Here is a 22,068-nt window from a genome sequence, read left to right on the forward strand (position 1 = left end):
AGAAAGATGAACACATATAATAACAATACGAAGCAAGCTGAGGAAGCATTGAAACAGGCAGAAGCGAAAATGAACAAGCGGTACCGATTAGGTTATCATATTATGGCACCAGCAAACTGGATTAACGACCCAAATGGATTAATTCAATTCAAAGGTGAATATCACGCCTTCTATCAGCATCATCCTTATGATGAGAACTGGGGCCCAATGCATTGGGGCCACGTGAAGAGTAAAGACCTTGTACATTGGGAGCATTGTCCGATTGCATTAGCGCCTGGAGATGCGTGTGACCTTGATGGTTGCTTCTCAGGAAGCGCAGTAGATAATAACGGCGAACTGACATTGATCTATACTGGTCATCACTATATTGATCAACCAAACAATATCTTTTTCCAAAATCAAAATGTGGCAGTAAGCACAGATGGCATTCATTTTACAAAACTAAGGCAGAATCCCGTAATCGCTGAACCTCCGACTGATAGCTCACAGCATTTCCGTGATCCGAAGGTATGGAAGCATGAGGATACATGGTACATGATCCTAGGTAACAGCACGAAAGAAGATCTGCCGCGTGTTATTCTATATACATCTCCTGATCTTAGGACTTGGACCTATCATGGTGTGCTTCTGCAGGGAGATAAGAATATGGGCTTCATGTGGGAGTGCCCTGATTTCTTTGAACTGAACGGTAAGCATATATTTATGTTCTCCCCACAAGGTATTGATGCGCAAGGAGATAAGTACAATAACTTGTTCCAGACGGGATATTATGTTGGCGAATATAATTATGCTAATAATGAATATAAGCATGGAGAGTTCATCGAGTTGGATAATGGTCATGACTTCTATGCTGTTCAAACTTTTCTAGATGATCAAGGTCGCCGCATAGCGCTTGGTTGGATGGATATGTGGGAATCGGATATGCCGACGAAAGCAGACGGCTGGTGTGGAGCAATGACGATCCCACGTTTAATTACGTTGGGTGACAATAATAAAGTACTGATGACTCCAGTTGAAGAAATGAAGTTACTTCGTCAAAGTAAACATGTTTTGTATCAATATGGCGCTATTTCTGGAAGTTACTTCAAGGAAGTTGAAGAAGACTTGCTTGAAGTTAAGGTAGTGTTCGACCTCACGAAGTCAAGTGCAGACCTGGTAGGCTTGAAGTTTCGTGGAACAGGTCGAGAAGAAACGGTTATCACATATTCTATTCCGGAGCAGAAACTAATGCTTAATTGTTCTAAATCAGGTAAAAAGACAGATGGAGTACGTCAAACAGCCTTCAATGCTGAGGGACAGCTGACATTGCATGTATATCTGGATCGTTCATCCATTGAAATGTTTGCGAATGAAGGGCAAGCTACGATGACAAGTCGCATCTATCCGGGTGAGAAATTGCTAGGCATAGAAATCATAACAGAGGGTGGAGAGGCGCTAGTAAATGGGCTGACATATTGGAAATTGAAAGATATATGGCAAGCTGAATAACTCAATGAAAAGATTGCAGTTCATATTATGTATACAGTAAAAGGATATGGAACCTATATATATCTTGAAAATAACACTAACAAGACGATACTGGATATGCAGTGTCGTCTTTTTGAAAGGCTACATGTGAAAATTGGTTGTCTGACTTCCTTTTGCTACGATCTACGTTGTTCTTCCATTTCGTCATGATGTTGTTACCGCTCACTTTGAAAATGCTATTCCTTTACATTCAACAGGTCGATTATGGTTAGATATCACCATGATTGACCTGTTTTTTGCTATCTTCACTTTCTCACATTATATAAGCTTAATTGCAGCAATGTATGTACATAGGAAGATAGTTAGGGTGGACTACTGTCAATAAAATCGACACTCTGAAACGAGAATCATTATGCTGCATTTGCATGCTGGTTCGGTGACGACGGATTGTAATATTCAAAATAGGTTATGGGTTTTGACCATTCCATTTAAGCTTGTTACAATAGGATAAACTTACTGGAAATACTTCAATATAGAATGGTGTGGTCTAAACTTGCAACATGAAAACGAACTTTTGGATGTATGGTTGTCTTTGTCTCACATCCATTCCACTTTAAATGATAAGTTAGAACAAGCCCTGCTACAAAATTATGATTTATCTTTGAAGGAGTTTTATGTTTTAGGTTTTATATCCAATTCCGAGGAAAAAAAATTACGACTGCAGCAACTTCAAGAATTGGTGGGATTAAGTCAAAGTGCGACATCGAGACTCGTAGTGAGAATGGAAGCCAAAAACTGCGGGGCTTTACAAAGACATACATGCGAGGATGATCGACGAGGTGTGTATACTCGGATTACGGAATTTGGTGAAAATAAATTCCAGCGTGCACTTCAAACCTTTAATCAGGTGTTACAATCAGAACTTCAGAAAGATGGAGTGAAGTCACAATTTCAAAATCTTACGCAAAAGCTGTTTTAGACTTTGCGACCTGTGTATATCGTTCTTAGTTTCCTTAGGGTAATATATGGCTTGAACGTTGTGCCACGAAAGGCTCTTTACGGAAGCTAAGTTTATTACCCTACACGATTCAATAGTAATGTTATGAAGTGGAAAGTGACCATTTACATGATTGTGCATGCATATTTAAATTAGACTTTCAACCATGTACGTATAGAAACGCCCTTCCGAAACTAACTCCTCCTCATAAGGAGGAGTTTTATCATCTGGAACCACCGCTAACCCCCTTTGCTTAAGAAACAGAGGCCGTATTGCGCTTTTCCTTGGCGTTGCCGCGGTCGCGACGACTCAGCAGAAACCCGACCAGAGATGCTGTGGATTGTTGGAAAATCATCCCCAGTACAACGGGCAATGCTACCGGGGCCGGGAAATAGGTGATGGCAAGCACGGCTCCCGCGCTAATATTGCGCATGCCGCCGTTAAAGACAAGCGCCGTACGGTCTGCATTATTCCACCGCATCAGTCCTGATATCAGATAACCGATCGCATATCCAGTGGAGGCAAGGACGATTATGGATAGGCATACTCCGACAAGCTTAAGATTAAAATCGACCAGATAAGGCGCAATGACAGATCCGTTAATCATGACGACAAGAGCCATAGCCAGCTTGGAGAACGGTCCTAGCCGTGGTCCCCATACCTGCTTGATCTTCCCTTTGGTCCATTCGTTCAACACCATGCCGATTAGCGAAGGAACGACAATCATCCAGAATAGGCTCTGCATCATCGCCCAGGTATCGAGCTGCACATCCGCTCCGATCAGTAGGGACATGATGCCCGGCACGGCAAATGGGGCCAAAATCGTATCAATTAAAATGATCGCCAATGTCAGCGCTGTATTGCCTTTATAGATGTTGACCCACACGAAGCTGGAAATGCCCGTAGGGATAGCTGCACCAAGAATAAGTCCAGTAATCGTGTAAGGATCATCACTGAAGGCCAGATGTCCCAGCATCATGGCGAGAAGCGGCATGGCCAGGTGAAGAATAAACAGACAGGCGATCATCGGACCAGGATGCTTGATCACATGGACAAAATCCTTAAACCCCATACTGATGCTGCCCGCGAAGGTCATGAATGCAAACAGCCAGGGAGAGAGTTCGGTATATTCTGACAACGGCGTACCGATTAGGACGCCAATTAGAATGCTGATTGGTGTAATTAGCGGCATAGCTGCATTTAGTCTACGATTCAACGTGAGGAGCATACAAAACTTCCTTTTTTAACCTTAAGTATAGACCTTGCACCCGTGATTCGTAAATGATCTGTGACCTTGCGGTAGCCCGATAGAAGCAAATTTGAACGCTCCTGATGAACATAGATTAACCCTTCAAATTATTTCGATATTCCAAAGGAGAGCAGCCCATTATTTTTTTGAATAGTCTGGAGAAGTAGTAAGGGTCCCTAAAACCGAGTTGTATGCTAACTTCTTTAATAGAGGCATTCGTCAAATCCAAAAGCTGACTGGCCCTCTGTATCTTCATTCTTAAATAGTAATCGACAGGAGAGTAGCCGGTGGATTGCTTGAATATCAGGTTCAGATGCTGCTTGGATACCTGAACATGCCGACTAAGCTGCTCAAGCGAAACGGTGGATTCCAATTGTTCACTCATATAGCGTGTTGCCTTATCCACATGACTCTGGTACGTACTGTCTTCCTTGCGAAATGCAACCGATACAACAAAACTCAGCAGATAACGGACAGTTTGCGATACTTGAACTAAATGTATAATGGAGTATGATTTATTCAATAAAAGGTCGTAACACTGATGAAATAGCTCCGGTAGTTTGACTCCATCACTGGCAGATATCGAAATATACGTTTTAAAAGGCTCAAACAATGCTATAAAATCATCCATTTGGTCCCCTTTAAGATGAAACCAGTAAATTGTCCAAGGATCTCTATCGTCAGCCCCATAAGCATGCGGCATGTCTCTGGGAATGTACGCAAAGCCTCGCTCTGTCATGTCAATCGTTAGGCCATCCTTTGTTCGTATCCAACCTTTTCCGCTGGTACAGTAGATGAATATATGAGAGTCACATCCGTGCATTCTTTCACGAAAATGATGGCGGGCATGGCTGAAGCAGCCTATATCCGTAATATATAGATTTTTTGTAAGCGGATTCATATTTAATTTATCCAGTATATAGGGTGGAACGACATATAACTTTTCACCCTCAAATCCATCAGCTTTCTTATTCATAATCTATCCATCTCCTAGCCTTAGGCGGCTCTAATGATGAAATACGTATATAGTCCATCATAAACAGTAGATTGTCAATTGTCTGTAATGTCGCTTACTTGTAAGCTCTGAATATAAGAGCGACTATGAGGGAGTGATGGAATTGAGCATTTTCGACGCTAGGGCACGCGTGTGGGAGCAAACCGTGCAGATCCCCACGTATGGAATTGGCAAACCCGACAAAAATCCAATGTTTCTGGAGAAACGTGTCTATCAGGGAAGTTCCGGTCGAGTGTATCCGCATCCGGTCATTGATAAAATTGAGGATGAGAAGAAACTTGAAAATTATCAAATAGTTTTCCTAGAAAATAAATATTTGCGCATTGAGATCATGCCAGAGCTGGGAGGACGCATTTATCGTGCGGTCGACAAGACCAACGGTTATGATTTTGTTTATTATAACAGGGTCATCAAACCAGCGCTTGTGGGCTTATTGGGACCATGGATATCTGGAGGCATTGAGTTCAACTGGCCGCAGCATCACCGTCCCAACACTTACGGACCCGTTGAATACAAGTTGGAAGAACACGACGACGGAAGCGCAACGGTATGGGTGAGCGAAATTGATCGTATGTTCGGCACGAAAGTAACAGCTGGTTTTACACTTCAACCGGATAAGGCATACCTTAAAGTGGGGGCCCAGCTATATAACCGGACTGCCGAGCCTCAAACATTTTTATGGTGGGCCAATCCAGCCGTAGCAGTACATGAGCATACGCAATCTGTTTTTCCTCCAGACGTATCAGCCGTGTTCGACCATGGAAAGCGAGATGTATCCCGTTTCCCGATTGCTACAGGCACTTATTATAAAATGGATTATTCTGAAGGCGTAGATATCTCCCGATACAAAAATATTCCTGTTCCCACTTCATATATGGCCTATAAATCGGATTACAATTTCATAGGTGGTTACGACCATATGAAACAAGCTGGGCTTTTGCATGTGGCCAACCATCACATCTCTCCCGGGAAAAAGCAGTGGACATGGGGAAATGGCGAATTCGGCCAAGCTTGGGACCGCAATCTAACAGATGAAGACGGCCCCTACATCGAGTTGATGACGGGAGTGTATACCGATAATCAACCAGATTTCACTTGGCTTCAGCCGTATGAAGAAAAGACGTTCTCGCAGTATTTTATGCCTTACAAACATATTGGTATGGTCAAAAACGCTTCAATTGACGCAGCCGTTAGTTTGGAATTAAATCGCAGCGAAGGGACAGTACAGATTGGCGTCTATGTAACTTCGTCATTTTGCGAGGCTGTTGTGGAATTAAGCAGCCAGCGGGAAGTTTATATTCAAGAAACCTTGGATCTGACACCTAATAAGGCCTTGATACAGAAGACAGTTATTTTGGCTGAGGATGAGGATTATGATCTATGCTTAAGCGTCAAAGACGCGACCGGAAGGGAGCTGATTAGCTACCAGCCTAAGCAAAAGGAAGTTGAGCAGATGCCGGCTGCTGCCGACCCCCTGCCACAACCGGAGGAATTAAGAACGAACGAAGAATTGTATTTAGCAGGACAACACTTGGAGCAATACCGTCATGCTACCTTTGAGCCTGAGGCGTATTACCTTGAGGGCCTGAAAAGAGATAAGAATGACAGCCGTATAAATATGGCATATGGTACGTTGCTTCTTCGCAGAGGGTTATATGCAGAAAGTGAAGAGTGCTTTCGTAAAGCCATCTCGCGGATAACCTGGCGTAACTCTAATCCCTATGATGGTGAGGCCTACTACCAGCTTGGTTTGTCGCTAAAACACCAAGAGCGGATGGATGAGGCGTTCGCTGCATTTTATAAATCAGTATGGAGTGCGGCATGGCAAGACAGCGGGTATTTCTCACTGGCACAGATTGCGACAGAACAAGGGAACTATGAAGAAGCATTGGAACTCGTCGAGCGCTCGACAATCCGAAATGCTCGCAATTACAAGGCACGCAACCTGAAGTCGGCTATTCTTCGTAAGCTCGGCAGGAACGAAGCAGCAATAGCCTTTTCCAAGGAAACGATGAAGCTCGATATCGCCGATTTTGGAGCTTACCGTGAGCAAGCATTATCTTTAGAGGCTCTCGGGTTACGAGATGATGCTAAAACGGTCTTTGAAGAGCTGGAAAAATGGATGCGTGGAGATGTGCACAACTATATAGCGGTAGCATCGGACTATGCGGCGGCAGGACTCTATGAGGATGCAGCATGTGTGCTGGAAGAAGCTCCAGAGCAGGCAAAAACATACCCTATGCTGTATTACGTTCAGGCCTTCTGCTATGCTAAAATCGGCAAGCCTGAGCAGGTGAACAATGCTCTCGCTCAGGCCGCAGATGCAGTACCCGATTACTGCTTTCCTAACCGTCTGTTTGAGTTGGATGTGTTACAATTTGCAACTCGAACAAAACCGGGGGACGGAAAGGCGCATTATTACTTAGGTAATTTACTCTATGATAAGAAACGGCATCGGGATGCTATTTCCAGCTGGGAAATGTCTCGTTCCATTGACGATACTTACCCCGTTGTTCACCGTAATCTTGCTCTTGGATATTTTAACAAACAAGGCCAAGTAGAGAAGGCTCGCCATTCGTTAGAGCAGGCCTTTGCGTGCAATACTTCAGACGCACGTATTCTTTATGAGCTTGACCAGCTGTATAGGAAGCTGAACATCAAGCCCAACGACAGATTGAATCTAATGGAGAGTTATCCGGGAATCATAAAGCTTCGCGATGATCTGTTTTTAGAATATGTAACCGTTCACAATACGATGAAGCAGCATAAGATAGCGTTGTCCTTGCTGACAGGGAGAATATTTCATCCATGGGAAGGCGGAGAGGGGAAGGTAACGGGACAGTATAGGCTGGCCAAGGTAGAGCTTGCCAAGTCCGACCTGAGGTCTGGGCGGATTGAACAGGCTGTAAAGGGGCTGCGGGAGGCTTTAGTGTATCCAGAGAATCTTGGCGAAGGTAAGCTAGAGGGTTCCCAAGATAACGATATCTATTATTATTTGGGCTGCGCGTACGAGCTATTGAAATTAACAGATGAGGCAAGACAGGCCTTTTCCACGGCCTCTCAAGGATTGGGGGAACCCATTAACGCCATGTATTATAACGATCAACAGCCAGATATGATATTTTACCAAGGATTGGCCTGGCAGAAACTTGGTTATGTGAAGGAAGGCAATCGTCGATTCAACAAGCTCATAGATTACGCCGATAGGCACTTGTTCGAACCCGTGAAAATAGATTACTTCGCGGTCTCGTTACCCGACTTTCTCATCTTTGAAGATGACCTGAATATTCGTAATCAGGTTCATTGTACTTATATGAAAGCACTTGGTTTGCTTGGATTAGGGCGGCAGGACGAAGCTATCTTACATTTTGAATCGGTGCTTAAGCTGGAAGCCAACCATCAAGGAGCATTGAACCATATGGATTGGAGCTGGGAGGGGAAATCAATTGAGTAATCTCATGAGAAATGTACCGCGCAAATTGACGATCACGATGTGGGACTTCTCTTGGTATACCATGACGCAGGAAGGTGAGCCCTATAGCGATCTGGAAGCCCGTTTTAAAGAAGCGGTCGAAAGAGGCTACAATACGATCCGAATATGTGCAATGCCATTCATGTTGTTTACAGCGGATGGCAAACGCCCCGGACCCTTGGAGTTTGCTAACCTTGGGGAAGTAGGCCAGCGTACGCGTTGGTATAACTGTCGTGGAGGCGCAGTACTGGACGGGCATGCTCATTTGCTCGAACTGTTCAAACAAGCAAAGGCTCATAACTGTTACATTATGTTATCCTCTTGGGAATATCAGCAGAGTCCCAGCTTTCTGGCTCATGCTGAGCTTAGAGATGAACTAGCTGCAATTCCTCCTAAGGAGAGATTCATGGCCATTGCAAAATCAATGGATCAGTTGATCCGTTTCGTCACAGCAGAAGGCTACAGGAGTCAGATCATCTATACAGAGCTGCATAACGAAGTGGAATTTGGGCAGTTAAACGCCGTCGGAACGTCTGAAGGCATAGCCGAAACGAATGTACCGGCGCTTATTGAAGCCATGCAGCCCTACGTAGAAGAAGCGATAGAATATCTTCGCCAATGTCATCCTGATATGATGATGACAGCCAGTTATACGTTAAATGAAGCCTACCCCAAGGCTTACGTCGCGCGCAATATGCAGGTGGCCCATTTTCACCTCTATATTAAAGGGGTGCTCAATGAGCTTATGGAAGCGGCAGCGCTTTATGATGAGTTGGCGCCGTTCCCCAATCCATTCGTACAATCCCTATTAAGAGAAGACGCTCCTCCATTTGCAAAATGGACCCTGCCTCCGGGGCAGAATTGGCGGATGGAAGGCAATCCAGTCGGCATGAGACTTATTTATTTGCACGACTGGGTAGATCCCGATCAATGGGATTTATTTTTGTACGATCGGTATGGAGACCATAAAATGGCCATGTTGCAGAAGGCCGACACCCGATTGGAAGAGATTTATGAATGGACTCGTCATTCCGGCATTCCAATTGTCATAGGAGAAGGTTATGTAGGCTACACGCCGCTGCATGCCCAATTTGAAGAAGGCCCAGTCGGCAAATTTATCGCTGAATATGTGTTGCGAAAAGGAATGGCACTTGGGTTCTGGGGAATGACCCTCTGTTCTAACTGCGCTCCCCATCATCCATTCTGGAATGATATCGCTTGGCAGCGCAAGTGGAACCAATTTATCCTGAATTCAGATTAACGAGTGAGGGGAGTGAACTCCATGAGAAACTATCGAGTTGCGGTTAAAGACGATCAGAAGCATATTGTTAAAGGACATATCAAACTTGGCGGCACCAACCCAAAAGGAGAGGAGATCGGATTCACCAACTATTTTATGGAGAAGGACGGAGAGCCCTTTTTCGGTATTTGTGGTGAATTCCATTATGCCCGTTATGATGAACGCTATTGGGAAGACGAAATTATTAAAATAAAAATGGGCGGCGTAAACATCATTGCCACTTATATTTTTTGGAACCTACATGAAGAAGTTGAAGGTGTTTTTAATTGGAGTGGGAACAAGAATCTTCGTCATTTCATCGAGTTGTGCGGCAAACATCAGGTATACTCCATCATTCGGATCGGTCCCTTTGATCATGGGGAAATTCGAAACGGCGGTATGCCAGATTGGTTATTCGGTCGACCATTTGAGGTTCGTTCTAATGATGAGGGGTATCTGTTCTATACAAGAAGATTGTATAACGAAATCGGTACCCAGGTTAAAGGGCTGTTATATAAGGAGGGGGGGCCGATTATCGGCACCCAAATCGAAAACGAGCATCATCATTCATCTGCCCAGTGGGCATTGACTGTAGGAATTAATGATATGTGGCTAAACAGTGGAAGTGACGGTAACTCGCATATGTTAAAACTTAAAGAAATAGCTCTGGAAGCGGGGATTGATACTCCGATCTATACGTGCACAGGATGGGGAGGAGCAACAACTCCTGTACCTGATATGCTGCCGTTATGGGGCGGGTATGCCTATTGGCCATGGATCTACTACGAAGAGGGACGTTTGGAGGGGATGGACGAGCATCCTGCGACACCGGAATACATTTTCCGCGACAAGCATAATAACAAGATTCCAGAGAGTTACAATTTCGAGCCTCAATACGCACCTGAAGACTATCCGTACGCTTGCTGTGAAATGGGTGGCGGCATGGTTCAGTTTTATAAATATCGGTTCGCATTTCCCTACCGCAGTGTTCCAGCAATGACTGTCATGAAGGTTGCAGAAGGCTGTAATCTGATCGGATATTACATGTATCATGGGGGTTCCAATCCTCGGGGTAAGGTTAACCCGTTCACCAATGATCTAGCCACCCCCAAAATCTCCTATGATTTCAACGCCATGATCGGCGAATTCGGTCAAGTAAGGGAATCGTACCATAGAACAAAGCTGCAGCATTACTTTTTTTCAACGTTCCAAAAGCAATTCTCACTAACAAAGACTATTCTGCCAGGGGATACGTCCCAGATGGACCCTTATGATGTGGATACGTTACGATATGCAGTGCGATCCAGTGCTGGATCGGGTTATCTGTTTCTAAATAATTTCCAAGACCATGTCGAAAATGACGACCTGTGCGATTTTAATGTGAGCATTGAACTGCCCGAGGAAACGATTGTAATCCCTAGTCAAGGTGAGCTGATGTTAGGACGTGAAAGTTTCGCTATATTGCCATTTAACTTTAATTTAGATGGAATGAAGCTCAAATATGCTACGGTACAGCTGATAACAAGGATAGAAGAAGATGGAGAAGTATACTACTTTTTCTTTGTACCAGAGGGGATGAAGGGAAGATATGAAATTGAGTCAAAAGATATCATCAGTGCCACAATCGACAAAGGCTCGATAGAGCAGTTGGATGGGAACACGATCATTAAGGTTGCTGAAGAGGACGATAGTCTCATCCATCTGGTATCTGAAAGTGGCAAAAAAGTTGCCATCTACACGATGACTGATGAGCAAAGTCTTACATTTTGGAAGGTAAACATGCAAGGCCGGGACAGAGTCATTTTGACCAATGCCAATGTACTTGTATATGAGGGCGATCTAAGGCTGGAATCGACGGATCAAGAAATGGTATCCCTGAGTGTATTCCCTGATTTCAACGCCTCGATCACATCTATTACTGGTGGAGAGCTGCTAGACATAACAGAAAACAATGTATTTAAAACGTATCGTTTAAAGGCTCCTAAGCGAGAAATTCATTTCAATTTGAAAAGAATAAATGACGATAAACTTACTATTGATTTTGAGATAGATGCCTTTCACGGAATTAAGGAAGCTCTGCTGCGTATCGATTATACTGGAGATATCGGTTATGCTTTTATGGATGGCGAACTGATCAACGATAATTTCTGCAACCATACGACCTGGGAAATAGGCTTGAAAGCATTTGAGCATCGGCTCATCGAGCAAGGGTTGTACGTATATGTTTCCCCAATACGAAAAGGTAAGGTTCTCAACAGCAATACGACTATGGCTGGCTGGAAAGAGACGGCAAAGGAACGTATCGTAGATATCGGCGCAGTCAGCATCGTGCCTGTGTATGAAATTCGACTCACCGTATAACCCAGGAAGTGTAAGTTCAGAGACGCACAGTGGGTACTTTTAGTATAAAGTATAAAAATGTAAAAGCTCATGGTCGTTCAACCATGAGCCTTTTTTACTTTCTGATAGTACGTTTAGTAGATACCAGCCTTTTTCGATGTTTCTTTGATCCCGTTGCTTCCGTTAACTACAGTTTTCCCCCAATCCGTCAGATTGCCATTAGGTCCTGTTACAAGATCAAGGTAGGAAAGATTGGAACTATTACCATACCAAGACCAGGCTAACCAGCCTACTCCTTTGGATTGACCGTATCTCATGATTTCTGTCTCGTCGACGTCTGCTCCCTGGTGGTAACCGCCAAATTCGCCAATAATCAGAGCGAGTCCTTGGTTCAGAACGTTATCAATATTGGTTCGAACAGTTTGAACATCTTTACCAGCGAACTCATACATATGGATGGAAAATACCGTATTCTTCAAAGAATCAGCTGCGAATACAGATTTACCAAAGTCATTGATAGATTGAGGATATTGTCCCCATCCGGCACAATCGACGATGAGCGTATTTTTAATACCTGCGTTTCTCAGCTTGGGAATCGCTTGCTTGTATCCATCAGCCCAACCACTTCCATTCCAAGAACCATACCATTCGTTCGCTATGTTTACGATAACCCGGTCTTCCTTGCCGATTAGAGCATCCTTTATGCTAATCCAGTAGTTCACAGCTGCATCCAAAGAAGCGTAGTCGTCTTTGCCCGTAGCGTCATGAACTTCAAGTACAGCAATCATTTTATGGTTGGAGACGAGAGAAATAATATTTTTCACGGAATTAATATCATCCTTGGTGTACTGGTTTCCGTTAGAAAGGACAATTCGGACGGTATTAGCACCTGTCTGGGCAATTGCCGGGATCGCTGTATAAAGGTCATTTTTGTACCATGTGTGAGCATGATTGACGCCTCTCATAACAAATGGCTTGCCTGTAGAATCATACAATTTGGTACCGCTTACATAAAATCCTGAAGCAGCTTCTACCTTGGAGAAAACTCCTCCTAAACCAATCATGATGAGCAAGCCGATCATTCCAGACAATAGTGCTTTTCTTAACAATACCTTCATTTTTATTCCTCCCTAAATATATTATTCAACCTCCTGCTATACAGAGATGAAGTTAGGTATGTAAGTGTGTAAATAGCAGTAAGCTAAACACAAAATTAAGCGCTTTCAAATATGAAAAAAGTTATTTTTGTTATTCTATCATTTGTGTTTTTGTTATTCAATCGGTTATTTTGGTTATTTTTTTGTGTTTTTGAAGTATAAACACATGGATGTATTATTTAAGTGCGATTTTCTGTGGTTTCATTATATTTATTGTTTATGTTTGTTTAAAATTTAGTTTATATTGATAAAAACAACCTAACTATATTTCTGTGATATTCCGGATTTGTGTAGGTTGACCTAACGTTTTGCTTGGTTAATTATTTTGAACAAAGGTGAGATCTATCGGACAGCAATACCTAAGCTTCACCGCGATATTAAATTATAGTATGATATTCTTGTGAAAAATTTTACCAGAGTGAATAGGGGCAAGCTGATGAGAAAACCAATCATTGCAGTCGATATGGACGATACCATCTGTCATCTCGTCAAACGAGCCATATACCATAACAATAGTGAATTTCCCACTCATCCGCTTCGTTATGAAGAAATGTTAGATTGGAACACGGATCATCTACGTCATCCCAAAAGCACGCATGATGTATTTTATGGGCGACCGGGTTTGTTTGAGGAACTTGAACTGTTTGACGAGTATGTTGTAGAAGAAATGGAGGAGCTTTGCAATGCTTTTGATGTCATTATTGTGACAGCAGCAGAACCTAAGACCGTCGTAGAGAAATGGAACTGGCTTCAAAGACATATGCCATTCATTCCGATCGAGAACTTTTTCCCATGTAAACGAAAGAACCTGATTAACTATGATCTCCTGATTGATGATGGTCCTCATAATTTAGTACCTGCGCTAAAGGAGGGGAAAAAGGTGCTTTGTATTCCTCATCCATGGAATCTGAGAGCAAGAGAGCAATATGAGTTCCCCGTCATGACATCCTGGCAAGGAGCAAAAGAACGAATCGACTCCATTTTAGGAGTTCTGTATAAATAATAGAATTATTCGTAAAACAGCTGGCTCCTCTGGAACTGGCTGTTTTGCTAGAAAGAATAGCGCCTATGGCTGAAATAAAATGGTACAATTGCTATGCATTATCCATGAGGAGGGAACGTGTATGACCATGACTATGGGTCTGATTGTGAATCATCTGACCAAGGGAATAAGCCTACCCCACACCACCGTAGATCTGCTGGACCCAGGATCTGTAGATACTGAGGTGCAAGGAATTGTAACCGCTTTCTCCGCTTCACAGTACGTGATAGAACAAGCTATTTCTCTAGGTGCAAATTTTATCATTACGCATGAAGGCATTTTTTATAGTCATCAGAGGATGCATGAGTGTCTACTACATGATCCGGTTTTTTCGCAAAAATCTCGCCTCATTGCCGATGCAGGTATAGGCATTTATCGGTTTCATGACACCATACATCGTTATCAACCGGATGGAGTGATGGTTGGGCTTCTTCAGGCGCTTGGCTGGCACAATTACATGGTGAAACAGCAGCCGACGGCCGCCATTTTGACTATTCCAGCTATGAAAGTTAAGGAGATCGCTGAATATATCAAAGCCAAACTACATATTCGTTATGTACGGGTGGCTGGCGAGGTTTCCATGCCATGTGAACGAGTGGGAATTTCAGTAGGATACAGGGGAGGTGGCGATCTAGCCATTCCATTATTTCTAAATGAAAATGTAGATGTAGTCATCGCCGGTGAAGGCCCAGAATGGGAAACACCAGAATATGTTAAAGATGCTGTCTATCAAGGGCACAGTAGAGCACTTATCATGCTGGGACATGCTGAAAGTGAAGCACCTGGGATGAAGTATCTCGCAGATGTACTTTCCGCCCAATTTCCGATGCTTCCCGTACACTTTATTGAAGATCACCCGGTGTTTCAAATATTGTAATGAGAACACGTTTTTTGTGATGGTCATCCAGCACTGCTGTTATATCCGTTCATCCACTTTATGAAATGGAGGCGAGATCATGGGAAGCAGAGTGATTATGCCGTTCAAAACAGACTGGAGATTTATAGAAGGAAATTACGCGGGTGCTGAGAAAATGGACTACAACGATGAGCATTGGCGGCTCCTTCATGTCCCTCATGATTGGAGCATTGAAAAGTCCTTTGATCCACATATGCTGTATGGTGGCAATCAGGCTTATTTGCCAAGATGGTCTGTCGGATGGTACAGAAAGCATTTTAATGTGAAGCCCTCCTCTCCAAAACAGCGCGTATACATACAATTTGATGGCATTCACAGTAACAGTGAGGTTTGGATCAATGGGCATTTTGTGGGCAAGCGACCCTATGGATATGTTAGCTTTCAATATGATTTGACTCCATATATTCGGTGGGATGAGGAAAATGTGATTGCCGTCAAAGTGGACAATACGATTCTTTCACCTGACAGATGGTATTCGGGGGCCGGTATTTATCGTAATGTTTGGCTGATTTGTACGGATTATATTCATATAACCGAATGGGGGACTTACATTACCACACCTGAAATTTCGCCAGATGAAGCCAAGGTGACTGTCAGAATCCAGGTCACTAATCAACACGCGCATGCCGTAGAGTGTACGATTATGACTGAAATGCTGGACCCACAGGGACAGATCCAAGGAAAAGTGGAAAACCGAGTCACTCTTTCGAGCTGTGAAACGGGGGAAATAGAGCAAAAAACGCGAGTATTAGAGCCAGAACTATGGTCACCGGACAACCCAGTGCTCTACGAAGCCCAGACGACGATCTATTGCGACAATACAGAGGTGGATCGTTATTGTACCTCTTTTGGCATAAGAGAAGTGAAGCTGGATACACAAAAAGGTTTATTTTTGAATGGGCACAGCTTAAAGCTAAAGGGAGTGTGCATTCACCATGATTTAGGCTGTCTGGGGGCTGCTTACCATGATACAGCCATGAAAAGAAGGCTGCAAAAGCTGAAGGAAATGGGCTGTAACTCGATCCGTTTTGCTCATAACCCGATGGCGCCCGAATTATTAGATTTATGTGACCAGATGGGGTTCTTGGTGGTTGATGAGGCTTTTGATAAGTGGAAATCTCTTTTCTATGAGCATTTATATGATGAGTGGTGGGAAAAAGATCTGGAGGCAATGTTGCTCAGAGACAGGAACCATCCCAGTGTTTTCATGTGGAGCGTTGGGAATGAAGTGGAAAACCAAGGGCAGCCATCCATGCTAAAAATGTTGGAGCAGCTCGTGGGTTTCTGCCATGAAAAAGACCCAACCCGATCGGTTACATATGCGCTTGAGCCGCATAATACACCGATCAGCTTGCGTGAGGGTTCGATTGAGGCCAAAGTGGAGCATACTAAGCAGCTGGCACAACGAGTGGATGTTCTGGGGTTAAACTATCAGGAGCAGTGGTATGAGCACTATAGGGCAGCCATGCCGGATATGCTTATCCTTGGAACCGAGACGTTTCCATACTATCGGGGCAAGGATAACCGGGTTAAAGGTTATTTGCTTATGAATCCCTGGTTTGATGTCGCTAATCATGATTATGTGATCGGTCAATTTGTTTGGAGTGGAATTGACTATTTGGGAGAAACGAGCTATCCCTCCAAAGGGTGGTCTTCGGGCCTGATTGATACTTGCGGATTCCGCAAACCAGTATCTTATCTCCAACAAAGCTTATGGTCTAATCAGCCTGTTGTGCACATAGCCGCATTTAACGAACATATGAAATCGGAATTTAATCCGACATGGACAATGCACTGGAAATCTCCGGCCATGGAAGATCACTGGACATTTCCTGACTACGGTGGAAAATTGATACGGTTGGTTACCTTCACCAATTGTGAGAGTGTGGAATTGATCGTGAATGATGAATTATACGGTGAGAGGAAGCTAGTGGATTACCCTAATCATTTAATCCTATGGGAGCTTCCCTATACACCGGGCAAAATCCGAGCTGTGGGTCGTAATGGAAACGAGAAGGTTTGTGAGCATGAACTGACTACTGCCGGGACTCCTTATGCTCTAAAGTTGGAGGCCGATCGGACGGTTCTACCTGCTGATGGGCATGAGATATCTCATGTGGAAGTAACCGTCATAGACCCAAACGGGATCACTGTACCTAACCAGGATGTTGAATTAACCTTTAAACTGCATGGTGATGGCCGCATCCTTGGAATAGACAATGGGGACCTCACCAGTGATGAACCCTACAAGGGGAATGAGAGACGAACACACAGAGGAAGGTGTCTTGTGGTTGTACAATCTGGGAATGTGGCTGGTGAGCTGTTGCTTCAAGCATCAGCAGATGGAGGGTTACTGGGAGGAACCAGGCTGAAAGTGGAACAAGAATATAAATGACAATTCAAGGTTGATTCAGTAAAGACATTGTATTTTAGCTTACGTATTATTGTTACTCTTGACCAGCTTCTGGGCTGGTCTTTTTTATTTTTATATATAGGTAGGTTTCAGAATTGACATAAAAATAAGAAAGTTTTATAATTTCGGTATTAAAGAAATTAATTGAATAGTTTAATAGATGGGGTGTTTAATAGTGAACGAACGAGATTTCAAAGATGGGCTTTTCACCGAATACGCACGGATCGGAAAATGCTTGTCCAGCCCGAAAAGGTTGGAAATTCTTGATATTCTCATACAAGGACCCAAATCAGTTGAAGTTCTATCTAAAATGACTTCGATGTCCGTTGCCAATGTTTCTCAGCATCTACAAACTCTATATCAAGCTAAGTTGGTTCAATCCAAAAAGCAGGGAAACTTTGTGTATTATGAACTTTCTGATTCATCTGTTTTGCACTTTTTAAATTCACTGTATGACCTGTCTGAAAAGCAGTTAATTGAAGTTCAGCACATTAAGGAGCAATTTTTGGGTCAATTCTCGGATGTTGAAGGAGTCACAATGGAAGAATTGGCAATGCGGATGGAAAAAGGAGAGGTCACACTTCTTGATGTACGGCCGCGAGATGAATATGAAACTGCTCATATACCGGGGGCTGTTTCCGTTCCAATTGAAGAATTAGCGGAGCAGTTATCTTTGTTGCCAGCCGACTCGAAGATTGTGGCTTATTGCAGAGGCCCGTATTGCTTAATGGCGGTTAGAGCTATTGCATTGTTGCAGGCTCGTGGTTTCGAAGCTAGACACTTGGATAAGAGTGTTCATGATTGGAACGACTTTATCAGGGGAGGAAGTTAGCCTTAATGAATTTGACGAATGCTTCGCAGAAGAGGCAAGCGCTTATCAATTCCTATGCGGAATCTTCAGATAAGCAAAGAAAACTGTATCGTCGTACGCTTATCACCGTTATTTTCTCTCAAATTTTTGGAGGCGCCGGACTTGCTGCCGGAGTAACCGTTGGTGCGTTGTTGGCGCAAGATATGCTGGGTACGGATAAATTTACGGGGATTCCTGCGGCACTATTTACACTTGGTTCAGCGGCTGCAGCGCTCCTCGTTGGTCGGTTTTCCCAAAGATTCGGCCGACGAATGGGGCTGGGACTCGGTTTTATTGCAGGGGGAGTTGGGGCGATCGGTGTCGTTGTTGCAGCCCTTATGAATAGTATTACCCTGCTTCTAGTCTCCCTTCTTGTTTATGGATCGGGAACGGCTACAAATCTGCAGGCTCGTTATGCCGGTACAGATCTCGCAAGTTCAAAGCAGAGGGCAACAGCTGCGAGTATGGCTATGGTCTTTACAACGATCGGAGCGGTAGCCGGTCCCAACTTAGTTAACGTTACCGGAGAGTTTGCGTTATCCATTGGAGTTCCCAGTTTAGCGGGACCTTTTCTTTTAGCGGCGGTAGCCTATACATTAGCAGGCATAATATTATTGCTACTTCTTCATCCTGACCCTTTATTGGTGGCCAAAGCAGTTGCGAATCAGGCGGCACAAGGAAGCCAGTCGTCTTCTGATCTTGAGGCTACTCGTGATGGTAGAAAAGGAATTATTCTTGGCGCTTTAATCATGATAATAACTCAAATTGTCATGGTTGCGATTATGACGATGACTCCCGTACATATGAAGCACCATGGACATGGACTCGGCGAAGTAGGATTAGTCATCGGTTTTCATATTGGTGCTATGTATCTTCCGTCTCTAGTTACGGGTATTCTTGTCGATAAGATTGGTCGTATAGCGATGGCGATGGCTTCAGCTGTAACGCTACTTCTCGCTGGCGTAGTAGCTGCGTTGGCTCCCACTGATTCGATGGTTTTGCTTATTGTGGCGCTTTCTCTTTTAGGGATAGGGTGGAATTTTGGACTGATTAGTGGAACCGCTTTGATTGTAGATTCGACGACAATATCTAATCAAGCTAAGGTACAGGGATCGGTGGACGTACTTATTGCTTTGGCAGGAGCTTCGGGAGGAGCACTGTCCGGGATGATCGTAGCAAATTCAAGCTATTCCATACTTTCTTATGCGGGAGGAATTCTGGCGCTGGCGTTACTTCCTATCATGTTATGGATGCGTTCAAAGAGAGCATAGACTAGCAAAAAACGACCTTATGGTCGTTTTTTTGTGTTTACCTAACTGTCGGGGGGAAGCAGCCATAGTTCTCTTTTTGACAAATAGTTTGGATACGAATAGAATGACTAATTATGATATAACTTATTAAAACATTAATAAAAAGTGGTGATAAGTAGATATGTAAATGCCAGTAGAATCATCCATGAATCCTCGGGTAATTCGTAATATCTTGTTTTTGTTGTTCGCTTTACCGGGTGTAGCTTTTGCTTCCTGGGTATCTCGAACGCCTACTATACGGGGTAATTTACATGTCTCGACTGCCGAAATGGGAATCATTATTTTTGGATTAGCTGCATTTCTTTAGCGGGACTACTTATAGATCCCCCAGGCTTAGGGTTTTTAGGTGAACATGTTGGAACTTCTGCATGCCTTGATTGTAGTGCTTGTTGGCGTTATGGTCGCTGGTTTGATATCGGGTGCAGCCCAACCCATTGGAGTGAAAGAAAAAATCAGATTAAAAAATAAAGGGGATTGTCGCATGACTATGAAAACGGAAAAACAAAAGATGATAGATGGAGAACTGTATGTAGCTGCTGATCCTCAATTAACGAGTGAAAGAGAGTATGCGAGAAGATGTGTCCGTCTCTTTAATCAGACGACAGAGACGGATCGTGAGTACCGTGAAAAGTTACTTAAGGAGCTTTTCGGATCAACTGGTGAAAATATAGGCATGGAACCCAACATACGTTGTGACTACGGATACAACATCCATGTTGGAAATAATTTCTATGCCAACTTTGACTGTACCATTTTGGATGTTTGCGAAGTGCGCATTGGAGATAATTGTTTCCTGGCTCCAGGAGTTCATATTTACACAGCAACTCACCCCATAGATCCGTTTGAACGAATCGCTGGCCCAGAGTATGGAAAGCCTGTTAAGATTGGCAACAATGTATGGATCGGCGGGAGAGCAGTGATCAATCCTGGTGTTACGATAGGTAATAATGTCGTAGTGGCATCAGGAGCAGTAGTAACCAAGGATGTTCCAGATCATGTGGTTGTAGCTGGAAATCCAGCACGAATAATTAAGCAGATTGAAATCTCCTAAACAGCATACAGGCAAAGCATTTAATATTTGTTCCGATGATCCTATTAAAATAGCTCTTTATTTTAATAGGATCATTTAATTTAAAGACTAGTATGCTTATGGTCTTCAAGATTGAACTATACAGAGTAATAAATAATCATATTCATCCGAACTAGTGTTTCTCCTAGATTATAGTAAATGTGTGGACGGTCTGCTTTAAACCGGATTGAATCTCCAGCTTTAACTGTGTACATTTCTTCGCTGACTTTTATCACCATTTCACCCTCAAATACCGTAATAAATTCTTCTGTACCTTCACGGTGTGGCGCTGAACTCAGTTCCCCGCCTGCTTCAATCTCTACGGTGTAAACCTCAAAATTTCTACTTCCTTCATAGGGAAAAAACGGATACAACCGATAGTGATTATTTTCTTCAAGCACTTGCACCTTGGTTTTCGGAACGACTACTGCATCTGCAGGGGGTTCATTAATCAGGGCAGTGAAAGAGATTTTCAAACCGTTCGCAATTTTCCATACGGTTGTAATCGAAGGATTTGATTCTCCCCGCTCAATCTGACCAAGCATCGTTTTACTGATCCCCGTCAGATCGGCTAATTTATCTAAACTTAATTTTCGTTCATTTCTTAGATATTTCAAATTTTTACTTAAAATCAGATTAATATTCTCCATAATTATTCGCCCCTATTGTGCTTTATAAAGAACGTATTGTACAATCATAAAGTACAAACGTGCGTTTTAACGCACACTTTATACAATTATAACATACTGGAGTTGATTGTTGCATGCCGGTTATTCCGTTTCTTTCTTATGTGATTGTTACCAGCTTTACGCCCGGACCCAACAATATTATGTCATTAGACAGTGCCAGGCGGTTAGGTTTGAGAAAAGCATTTCCATTTTTGCTGGGAGTAACAGCGGGCTGTTTCGCTATTATGCTGTTAGCCTGCTATTTTAATCTTGCTTTGTATCATTTTTTGCCACGGGTTAAAATCTGGATGAATGTACTCGGTAGTCTGTACATGCTTTATCTGGCGATAAAAATAGCGAAGAGCAAACCTTCTTCTAAAAATAATGATCACAATGAAGGATATTCCTTCAAATCAGGATTGCTGCTGCAATTTATCAATTTAAAAGTCATTTTGTATGGTATTACGGTCATTTCAACGTTTGTTATGCCTTATGATGTATCGTATATAGAGCTTATTATGATTTCATTACTTTTGACCTGTATTGGTTTTATAGCTGTAGTGTGCTGGGCGATTTTTGGGGCTATGTTTCAGCGTTTCTTGAACAAGTATGAGCGCTCCTTCAATATCATAATGTCCTTATTGCTCCTTTATAGTGCACTATCGATATGGATGTAAATGAATACCGTTTCCATCATAGAAAAGAAAGGTTCCTGACTATAGGCAGGAGCTTTTTTTTCGTGTGAATTGAGCTTATTTTACGAGTTATAACATACAATCGGACAGAATGGATGAGTCTCCTGATCATTTAGCTGCAAAACGGGT

Annotated in this window: 16 protein-coding genes and 1 pseudogene; 13 read left to right on the forward strand and 4 right to left on the reverse strand. The window is 43.2% G+C overall.

Annotated elements, in window-relative coordinates; translation table 11 throughout:
• Positions 1–6: 6 nt before the first annotated feature.
• Both ACYCS5_RS17980 and ACYCS5_RS17985 read left to right on the forward strand, forming a co-directional pair.
• Positions 7–1,488 (forward strand): glycoside hydrolase family 32 protein, encoded by a 1,482-nt coding sequence (locus ACYCS5_RS17980; RefSeq protein ID WP_459759877.1) that lies wholly within the window; start codon positions 7–9, stop codon positions 1,486–1,488.
• Positions 1,489–2,020: 532 nt separating this feature from the next.
• Positions 2,021–2,446, forward strand: a complete 426-nt coding sequence (locus ACYCS5_RS17985; RefSeq protein ID WP_039270457.1) for a MarR family winged helix-turn-helix transcriptional regulator — start codon at positions 2,021–2,023, stop codon at positions 2,444–2,446.
• A 271-nt stretch (positions 2,447–2,717) separates the two neighbouring features.
• On the opposite strand, the gene ACYCS5_RS17990 is transcribed toward ACYCS5_RS17985, so the two are convergent.
• Positions 2,718–3,692, reverse strand: coding sequence for a bile acid:sodium symporter family protein (locus tag ACYCS5_RS17990; RefSeq protein ID WP_165148190.1), 975 nt, complete (start codon positions 3,690–3,692; stop codon positions 2,718–2,720).
• A 115-nt stretch (positions 3,693–3,807) separates the two neighbouring features.
• Positions 3,808–4,689 (reverse strand): helix-turn-helix domain-containing protein, encoded by an 882-nt coding sequence (locus tag ACYCS5_RS17995; protein WP_459759878.1) that lies wholly within the window; start codon positions 4,687–4,689, stop codon positions 3,808–3,810.
• Positions 4,690–4,825: 136 nt separating this feature from the next.
• On the opposite strand from ACYCS5_RS17995, the gene ACYCS5_RS18000 reads away from it, so the two are divergent.
• The 3 genes from ACYCS5_RS18000 to ACYCS5_RS18010 are packed head-to-tail and all read left to right on the forward strand — an operon-like array spanning position 4,826 to position 11,840.
• Positions 4,826–8,182, forward strand: a complete 3,357-nt coding sequence (locus ACYCS5_RS18000; protein ID WP_459759879.1) for a DUF5107 domain-containing protein — start codon at positions 4,826–4,828, stop codon at positions 8,180–8,182.
• On the forward strand, positions 8,175–9,461 hold the full coding sequence (locus ACYCS5_RS18005) for a cellulase-like family protein (RefSeq protein ID WP_459759880.1): 1,287 nt from the start codon (positions 8,175–8,177) through the stop codon (positions 9,459–9,461). The genes ACYCS5_RS18000 and ACYCS5_RS18005 overlap by 8 nt, the downstream gene beginning before the upstream one ends.
• Before the next feature lie 21 nt (positions 9,462–9,482).
• Positions 9,483–11,840, forward strand: a complete 2,358-nt coding sequence (locus ACYCS5_RS18010; RefSeq protein WP_459759881.1) for a beta-galactosidase — start codon at positions 9,483–9,485, stop codon at positions 11,838–11,840.
• 113 nt (positions 11,841–11,953) lie between these two features.
• Here the strand turns inward: ACYCS5_RS18010 and ACYCS5_RS18015 are convergent, their stop codons facing one another.
• Positions 11,954–12,937, reverse strand: a complete 984-nt coding sequence (locus ACYCS5_RS18015; RefSeq protein WP_165148202.1) for a glycoside hydrolase family 5 protein — start codon at positions 12,935–12,937, stop codon at positions 11,954–11,956.
• A gap of 475 nt (positions 12,938–13,412) precedes the next feature.
• Between ACYCS5_RS18015 and ACYCS5_RS18020 the strand changes: the two genes are divergently transcribed.
• From ACYCS5_RS18020 to ACYCS5_RS18050, 7 genes and pseudogenes are all read left to right on the forward strand, one after another.
• The gene (locus ACYCS5_RS18020; protein WP_459759882.1) at positions 13,413–13,979 is read left to right on the forward strand and encodes a 5' nucleotidase, NT5C type; all 567 of its coding nucleotides are present in this window, start codon (positions 13,413–13,415) and stop codon (positions 13,977–13,979) included.
• Between the two features lie 121 nt (positions 13,980–14,100).
• A complete protein-coding gene (locus ACYCS5_RS18025) occupies positions 14,101–14,895 on the forward strand; it encodes a Nif3-like dinuclear metal center hexameric protein (protein WP_069010920.1) in 795 nt (264 codons plus the stop codon).
• Between the two features lie 79 nt (positions 14,896–14,974).
• Complete coding sequence (locus ACYCS5_RS18030; protein ID WP_029515897.1) at positions 14,975–17,329, forward strand: glycoside hydrolase family 2 TIM barrel-domain containing protein; 2,355 nt, start codon at positions 14,975–14,977, stop codon at positions 17,327–17,329.
• A gap of 193 nt (positions 17,330–17,522) precedes the next feature.
• On the forward strand, positions 17,523–18,179 hold the full coding sequence (locus tag ACYCS5_RS18035; protein WP_209949381.1) for an ArsR/SmtB family transcription factor: 657 nt from the start codon (positions 17,523–17,525) through the stop codon (positions 18,177–18,179).
• A gap of 5 nt (positions 18,180–18,184) precedes the next feature.
• Positions 18,185–19,468, forward strand: coding sequence for an MFS transporter (locus ACYCS5_RS18040; RefSeq protein ID WP_069010922.1), 1,284 nt, complete (start codon positions 18,185–18,187; stop codon positions 19,466–19,468).
• Positions 19,469–19,652: 184 nt separating this feature from the next.
• Positions 19,653–19,805: pseudogene (locus ACYCS5_RS18045) on the forward strand (MFS transporter); the annotation flags it as partial.
• A 183-nt stretch (positions 19,806–19,988) separates the two neighbouring features.
• Positions 19,989–20,558 carry a sugar O-acetyltransferase gene (locus ACYCS5_RS18050; RefSeq protein ID WP_029515893.1) on the forward strand — a complete coding sequence of 190 codons (570 nt, stop codon included), beginning with the start codon at positions 19,989–19,991 and terminating at the stop codon, positions 20,556–20,558.
• Positions 20,559–20,674: 116 nt separating this feature from the next.
• Here the strand turns inward: ACYCS5_RS18050 and ACYCS5_RS18055 are convergent, their stop codons facing one another.
• Positions 20,675–21,229: a helix-turn-helix domain-containing protein gene (locus ACYCS5_RS18055; RefSeq protein WP_081317545.1), complete on the reverse strand. Its 555-nt coding sequence runs from the start codon at positions 21,227–21,229 to the stop codon at positions 20,675–20,677.
• A gap of 110 nt (positions 21,230–21,339) precedes the next feature.
• Between ACYCS5_RS18055 and ACYCS5_RS18060 the strand changes: the two genes are divergently transcribed.
• Positions 21,340–21,921, forward strand: coding sequence for a LysE family transporter (locus tag ACYCS5_RS18060; RefSeq protein ID WP_069010924.1), 582 nt, complete (start codon positions 21,340–21,342; stop codon positions 21,919–21,921).
• Positions 21,922–22,068 lie beyond the last annotated feature (147 nt).

Source organism: Paenibacillus sp. SEL3 (assembly GCF_054602585.1).

Coding starts and splice junctions, on each gene's coding strand:
- ACYCS5_RS17980 (WP_459759877.1), top strand. CDS start 7: ATGAACACATATAATAACAATACGAAGCAAGCTGAGGAAGCATTGAAA.
- ACYCS5_RS17990 (WP_165148190.1), bottom strand. CDS start 3,692: ATGCTCCTCACGTTGAATCGTAGACTAAATGCAGCTATGCCGCTAATT.
- ACYCS5_RS17995 (WP_459759878.1), bottom strand. CDS start 4,689: ATGAATAAGAAAGCTGATGGATTTGAGGGTGAAAAGTTATATGTCGTT.
- ACYCS5_RS18000 (WP_459759879.1), top strand. CDS start 4,826: ATGGAATTGAGCATTTTCGACGCTAGGGCACGCGTGTGGGAGCAAACC.
- ACYCS5_RS18010 (WP_459759881.1), top strand. CDS start 9,483: ATGAGAAACTATCGAGTTGCGGTTAAAGACGATCAGAAGCATATTGTT.
- ACYCS5_RS18015 (WP_165148202.1), bottom strand. CDS start 12,937: ATGAAGGTATTGTTAAGAAAAGCACTATTGTCTGGAATGATCGGCTTG.
- ACYCS5_RS18020 (WP_459759882.1), top strand. CDS start 13,413: ATGAGAAAACCAATCATTGCAGTCGATATGGACGATACCATCTGTCAT.
- ACYCS5_RS18025 (WP_069010920.1), top strand. CDS start 14,101: ATGACCATGACTATGGGTCTGATTGTGAATCATCTGACCAAGGGAATA.
- ACYCS5_RS18030 (WP_029515897.1), top strand. CDS start 14,975: ATGGGAAGCAGAGTGATTATGCCGTTCAAAACAGACTGGAGATTTATA.
- ACYCS5_RS18040 (WP_069010922.1), top strand. CDS start 18,185: ATGAATTTGACGAATGCTTCGCAGAAGAGGCAAGCGCTTATCAATTCC.
- ACYCS5_RS18050 (WP_029515893.1), top strand. CDS start 19,989: ATGACTATGAAAACGGAAAAACAAAAGATGATAGATGGAGAACTGTAT.
- ACYCS5_RS18060 (WP_069010924.1), top strand. CDS start 21,340: ATGCCGGTTATTCCGTTTCTTTCTTATGTGATTGTTACCAGCTTTACG.